This is a genomic window from Nocardiopsis salina YIM 90010, from assembly GCF_000341025.1.
Classification (GTDB): domain Bacteria; phylum Actinomycetota; class Actinomycetes; order Streptosporangiales; family Streptosporangiaceae; genus Nocardiopsis; species Nocardiopsis salina.
This window is the reverse complement of record NZ_ANBF01000272.1, coordinates 1-533: the sequence shown is the minus strand read 5'-3', so window position 1 is coordinate 533 and position 533 is coordinate 1. Positions and strand designations below refer to the sequence as shown.

General features: G+C 63.0%; 1 pseudogene. It reads right to left on the bottom strand.

Features of this window, described 5'->3' with window-relative positions:
• Window positions 1–273 (bottom strand): annotated as a pseudogene (locus D474_RS0127130) (DUF4352 domain-containing protein); the annotation flags it as partial.
• Between the last annotated feature and the right edge of the window lie 260 nt (window positions 274–533).

Below are 533 nucleotides of genomic sequence, written 5' to 3'. Positions count from 1 at the left end.
GAAGGTGAAGTTGCCGTGTTCGAAGGTCTCGCCCAGAGCGTGTGCGGTCTCGCCCTCCTGGGCAACCTCATCGGCCACTTCGGCATCCGCATCCGTGGTGGTGTCCTCGATGGTGTGCGTGTCGTTATCAGTACCGACGACAGCGGCCATGCACCCGCCCATAAGCAGGAGCAGACCCGAGGGGATCGCGCACCCGAACAGGGCGACCTTCTTCCCGGTCGACATGCCCTGCTTGGGGGCGGGGCCACCGACGGGGTTCGGGGGATAGGTCATGACAAGCTCCGGTCTCGTGAAAAAGGGGATGGAGCGGCGGAGCGGGAGCCGCGAGTCACGCCGTGCGTGAGCGGGGGTGCGCGGTCGTGGGATGACCATAGCTCAGACGGAGTCTCAGGTGGAACGGTTCCCCGATAGTGCCTTCTTCTGGGGCGGCCTTGAGAAGCTACTACCCGTCGCACGATGGTTATTGGTAAGGTCACTCTGACCTCGCATCACCCGCGTAGCACGGCTGTCAGTGAACGTACTACATTGAGTAG